We start from the raw sequence: 5,054 nt of genomic DNA, 5'->3' as shown, positions 1-5,054 counted from the left end.
GGGTCGGCGGGCAGGCGGAAGTGCGTCGCGAGGTCGGCGCCGAACGCGCCCGACGGCGCGTGCGACCACGAGGTGAGCTCGCCGTTCTCCACGACCCGGATGCCGCGGTTCCCCCCGTTGGCGATGCCGGGCTGCCCGGTGAGCCGGACGACCTGCACGTCGTCGGCGACCGTGTGGAACGCGCGGAAGTCCGCGACTGTGCGGGCCGAGGCGTCCACGGAGCCGGAGGTGTAGCTCACCCACAGCAGCGCGGTCTCCCCCGCGGCGAGCGTCGCCGGCTCGGCCGTGAGGGGGACGTCGCGCGTGCGGTCCGCGGAGTCGTCGTAGGAGTACGCGAACGTGATGCCGGAGGCCGCGAGGTCGACCGCGGCATCCGAGACGTTGTGGATCTCGACGTACTCGAAGTTGTCGGCGCCGGTGTTGTCGGCGACGATCTCGGTCACCACGACGCTCGACGCGGGCGTCGCGGCGTGTGCGACCGGAACGGCGGAGATCGGGACGCCCACGGCGACGAGCGTCGTCGCGAGGGCTGCGGGAAGGATGCGGGAACGCGGAGAACGCATGGCGGAGCCACCTTCATCTGGGGGACGCGTCGACGGTAGGCAACCCGACGATGCGACGCGTGAACGCCACCGTCCTCCCGGGTGTCCACCCGGTGACGTCGGGCGTTACCCGGATCTGCTACTCGTGCGGGAGCGCGAGGGCATCGGGCGGCTCTACGCTGAGTGCATGACCGATCGTCGCCTCGCCGTCCAGGCCTGGGAGAGCCTGTTCCGTGCGCAGCACGAGGTGTTCGAAGACCTGCGCACCGACTTCGAGTGCGCGGAGCTCTCGCAGGCCGAGTACGACGTGCTCCTGACGGTCACCCGGAGCCGGGGCATGACCGCGCGCCTGCGTGACGTGACCGCCAACATGCTCATCAGCCAGCCCAGCGTCTCGCGCCTGGTGGAGCGGATGGCCGCGCGGGGGCTCCTGACCAAATGCGCCGACCCCGACGACGGCCGCGGGGCGCTCGTGACCGCGACCGAGGCCGGGGCGGTGGCGTTCCGCCGCATCGCCTCGATGCACGCCACCTCGATCGCCGACCGCATGGCGCGCCTGGACGACACCGAGCTGGCCCAGCTGCAGGCGCTGACGGCCAAGCTCCGCGACCAACGCTGACCGGCTGCGCGTGGCGAAAGCCCATGTCCGGACCGAACGCCCCCGTTCGGAACGTCCGTGACGTGGGTGCTCGACCCGGACATGGGCGCTCGCCGCGCCGCCCGCCGCTCAGCACTCGATGACGTTGACCGCGAGGCCGCCCTCGCTCGTCTCCTTGTACTTCGTCGACATGTCGATGCCGGTCTGCCGCATCGTCTCGACGACGGTGTCCAGCGACACGTAGTGGGTGCCGTCGCCGCGCAGGGCGAGGCGGGCGGCGGTCACGGCGGTCGACGCGGCGATGGCGTTCCGCTCGATGCACGGGATCTGCACGAGCCCGCCGACCGGGTCGCACGTGAGTCCGAGGTGGTGTTCCATCGCGATCTCGGCGGCGTTCTCGATCTGCCGGTTCGTGCCGCCCATCACCGCCGTCAGTCCGCCCGCGGCCATGGCACACGCGGAGCCGACCTCGGCTTGGCATCCGCCCTCGGCTCCGGAGATCGAGGCGTTGTTCTTGAACAACGAGCCCAGAGCCGCCGCCGTGAGCAGGAATCTCCGGATCCCGCGACGCCGATTGGCCTCGGCCACTCGCGCGTCGTCCCACTCCACCGCTTCGTCGCGCGTCGCGCCGTCACCGGGGAACCCCAGCAGCGCGCTCCCCACGAGTTCTCCGTGCGGGGTGACGGCGTTACCGACACCGAGACCGGAATCGGCGAGGAAGCGCCACCAGTACATCGCGACGGCGGGCAGGATGCCGGCCGCGCCGTTGGTCGGCGCGGTGACGACGCGCCCGCCCGCGGCGTTCTCCTCGTTCACGGCGAGCGCGAACGCGCCGAGCCACTCCCCCGGCAGCTCGCGGTGCCCCTCGGCCTCGATCTCCTCGAGCTGCGCACGGATCACGGACGCGCGCCGCTTCACCTTCAGGATGCCGGGCAGCACCCCGTCGTGACGGAGACCGGCGTTCACGCAGGAGGCCATGGCATCCCAGATCCGGTCCAGACCCTCGGCGATCTCCTCGTCGGAACGCGACGCCTCTTCGTTGCGGCGTGCCGATTCGGCGATCGTGATCCCGCGCTCGTCGCACAGCGCGATCAACGTCGCCGCGTCCGTGTACGGGAACGGAACCGGCGCAGCGGCGATCCGCGGGGGTTCCCCGTCACGGCGGATGAAGCCGCCCCCGACCGAGTAGTAGGTCTCGTCGGCGACGATCGCCCCGTCGGCGTCGCGCGCGAACAGCGTCATCGCGTTCGGGTGCCCCGGCAGCCGCGTGCGGGGCGCGAGCACCACGTCGTCCTTCGAGAACGGGATGCCGTGGCTGCCGGCGAGCATCAGCGCCCGGCCGTCCGGCCAGTCCGACCACGCCCGGCGCACGGCATCCGGGTCGACCGTCTCGGGCTGGAGGCCCTGGAGGCCGGCGACCACGGCGTCGGGGGTGCCGTGCCCGATCCCGGTCGCGCCGAGCGACCCGTACAGGGCGCAAGAGACGGATGCCACGTTCTCGAGCGCTCGGGTGGAGCGCAGGCGTGCGGCGAAATCAGCGGCGGCCCTCATGGGGCCGACCGTGTGGGAGCTCGAGGGTCCTACACCGATGGAGAACAGCTCGAACGCCGAGACGTAGGCGCTCATGCCTCCAGCGTACGTCGCGCCCGCTTCACCGCCCGGACACGTGCGCGCCACGCCCGAGATGCGTGCGCGTCGGCGCCGATTAGACCTCGGCGCGGGTCCCGGCTATGCTAGACCACGGCCTGCGCGCCGTTTCGCGCGGAGGCCCTGCGCCCGTAGCTCAATGGATAGAGCATCTGACTACGGATCAGAAGGTTAGGGGTTCGAGTCCCTTCGGGCGCACACTGTGTTGAGACAGTGACAGACCCGGCCAGGAAGAGATTCCGGCCGGGTCTTTTTCTTTGTCCCGTGGATGCGGCGGACCCACACCGGGAATCAGGCCGAGGTCGACTTCTTCTTCTTGCCGCCCGCCGCCTCGACCGGAGCCGCGTCGCCCGCGGCAGCCGCGTGCTCCTTCGCCCGCTTCTTCGCCTGCGAGGCCAAGCGGGCGAGGTCGACCATGCGCAGCGCATCCATGCGGGCGCGACGCATCGTGGCGTAGTCGGGGTCGGCATCCTCGGTCATGCCCTCGACGTCGAGCCGCTTCGAGAGGTTCGCCTCGACGTCGCCCCAGGCCGCCGCGCGGGCGGCAGCGACGAGCTCACCGACCCGCTCGGGATCGTCGGCGAAATCGCGCAGTTCTTTCGCGACACCGCGGGACTGGCGGGCGCGACGGCGGAGGTTGCGGGTGTCGCGGTCGCGGTAATCGTGCGTGCCCGAGGAGTCCGAGAAACGGCCCCACGCGCGCTTGCGCTGCTGAGTGACGCGGTCGGCCGCCTGATCCTGCTCGTCGGCGAGCGCGCGCAGCGTCTGGCGCGCGAACTCCGCGAACAGGGCACCGTCGAAGTGCCCACCCCGCGCGATCGTCTCGACGAGGAGGTGGTTGCGTATGGTGAGCCGCGCCGCGGCCGTCGCGATCGACAGCCCCTCGGCGATGGCATCCTTCGTCCGGCCCACGCGACCTCCCGTACCAGGCTATCGTCCGGGCCGCGCGCGCGAGCCCGCGGTCACTCCAGGGCGGAGACGATCTTCGCGATGCGGCGGGCACGGGTCTCGGGCGCCTTCGCGCCGTCGACGCTCCCCGCGTGCGCCTTGCGGACACTCGGGGCGAGAGCGTCGAACGCGGCGCGGACGCCCGCCTCGGCGAGCGCCGCCGCGAGGTCGTCCGGTACTTCCGCGGTCCGCTCGACGGTGATCGGGTCGCCGCCCGCGAGCCCGGTGACCTTGCGCTTGTCGGCCGAGAAGGGGATGAGGTGTCGGCCGCCCATGACGCCGAGAGTGCTGGAGTACACGTAGCCGTTGACGTCGACCGTGACGGCGGCGCGTTTGCCGCCGCCCAGTCCCTCCACGACCTCGGGCGGCACCTCGATGCCGGTGTTGTTACCCATCTGGGACAGCGTGGTCTCGAACCTCATGGCGTGAGTGTGACAGAGACCGCGGTAGACGAACAGGGGCGCAAATGCAATCCCGGGCGGAGGGGCTCGGGCGCACGTAAGGTCGGACCCGTTGCGGAGGGCCTCGGAGAGTACTCGGGGGCCTTCTGTCATGTCCGGGGACGGGGCACGCGATCACCCGACGGAGTGGACGGTCCGAGTCACCTCGCCGTACGACTCCGACGAGACCGTCACGCGGATCTCCCCCGCGCCGGTCGGTCGGACGACGGCAAGCGCGCGGCCGCGGAAGAGCGTGACGGATGCCGCGGACAGCGGTTCTTCGGTGGCCGCCCGGCCGGTGCCGAGTCCGGCCAGGAGTCCCGGCCCCTCCACTCGGACGCTCACCCGTATATCGCGATCGCACGGGACGATCCCCGTGGGGTCCTCGAGGGTGATCGACACGAATGCCAGGGAATCGGCATCCGATCGAATCGTCTCAGACTCAGCGCGGACGACGAGCGACACCTCCGGGTCGGCGGTGCGCAGCGCCGTACGGCCCACCTCGACGCCGCCGCGGCGCGCGATCGCGACGAGCTCGCCGGGCGCGTAGACAGTCTCGAAGCGCGCGGTGTACTCGCGTGCCGCGCCGACCGGAGGGATGCCGGCGAACTCACCGTCGCGGAGCAGTTCGACTTCGTCGGCGTCGGCGTACACGTCGACGACGACCGGCGCACCGGCCGGCACATTCCAACTCCACGACGCGACGGTGTCGTCCCACGACCACGGGGTCGTCGCGGTCGGGCGGCCGTGGTGGGCGGGCGGATGCACCGCGATGAAGGGCTCGGTGCGCAGTCCGTAGACGATCTCGCGAAAGAACGACACGGTGCGGCGGTAGCCGGTGATGGCCAGATCGCCGGACTCCGCGGCAAGGTACGGGTA

The 5,054-nt window shown here is 71.4% G+C and carries 6 protein-coding genes and 1 tRNA gene; 2 read left to right on the top strand and 5 right to left on the bottom strand.

The genetic code is table 11. The features are described 5' to 3' along the window. Positions 1-563 (bottom strand): lamin tail domain-containing protein (locus LQV45_RS17500; RefSeq protein ID WP_230008120.1); only part of this gene is annotated, 563 nt, incomplete at its 3' end. Between the two features lie 166 nt (positions 564-729). Here LQV45_RS17500 and LQV45_RS17495 point away from each other — a divergent pair. After that, on the top strand, positions 730-1,161 hold the full coding sequence (locus LQV45_RS17495; RefSeq protein WP_230008119.1) for a MarR family winged helix-turn-helix transcriptional regulator: 432 nt from the start codon (positions 730-732) through the stop codon (positions 1,159-1,161). Positions 1,162-1,269: 108 nt separating this feature from the next. Here the strand turns inward: LQV45_RS17495 and LQV45_RS17490 are convergent, their stop codons facing one another. Then, a complete protein-coding gene (locus LQV45_RS17490; protein ID WP_230008118.1) occupies positions 1,270-2,766 on the bottom strand; it encodes an L-serine ammonia-lyase, iron-sulfur-dependent, subunit alpha in 1,497 nt (498 codons plus the stop codon). 146 nt (positions 2,767-2,912) lie between these two features. On the opposite strand from LQV45_RS17490, the gene LQV45_RS17485 reads away from it, so the two are divergent. Beyond that, a tRNA-Arg gene (locus tag LQV45_RS17485) sits at positions 2,913-2,985 on the top strand. Between the two features lie 93 nt (positions 2,986-3,078). Here the strand turns inward: LQV45_RS17485 and LQV45_RS17480 are convergent. From LQV45_RS17480 to LQV45_RS17470, 3 genes are all read right to left on the bottom strand, one after another. Next, entirely contained in the window at positions 3,079-3,699 is a 621-nt protein-coding gene (locus tag LQV45_RS17480) for an asparagine synthase (protein ID WP_138175053.1), read from the bottom strand. Between the two features lie 50 nt (positions 3,700-3,749). After that, a complete protein-coding gene (locus LQV45_RS17475) occupies positions 3,750-4,157 on the bottom strand; it encodes a YdeI/OmpD-associated family protein (protein WP_230008117.1) in 408 nt (135 codons plus the stop codon). Between the two features lie 153 nt (positions 4,158-4,310). Further along, on the bottom strand, positions 4,311-5,054 hold a 744-nt coding region (locus LQV45_RS17470), incomplete at its 5' end, for a DUF4982 domain-containing protein (RefSeq protein WP_230008116.1).

The organism is Microbacterium sp. Bi128, assembly GCF_918698205.1.
This window is presented reverse-complemented; position numbering and strand designations above follow the sequence as displayed.

Excerpts from the sequence above, each read along its gene's own strand:
- LQV45_RS17495 (WP_230008119.1), top strand. The coding sequence starts at position 730 with ATGACCGATCGTCGCCTCGCCGTCCAGGCCTGGGAGAGCCTGTTCCGT.
- LQV45_RS17490 (WP_230008118.1), bottom strand. The coding sequence starts at position 2,766 with ATGAGCGCCTACGTCTCGGCGTTCGAGCTGTTCTCCATCGGTGTAGGA.
- LQV45_RS17475 (WP_230008117.1), bottom strand. The coding sequence starts at position 4,157 with ATGAGGTTCGAGACCACGCTGTCCCAGATGGGTAACAACACCGGCATC.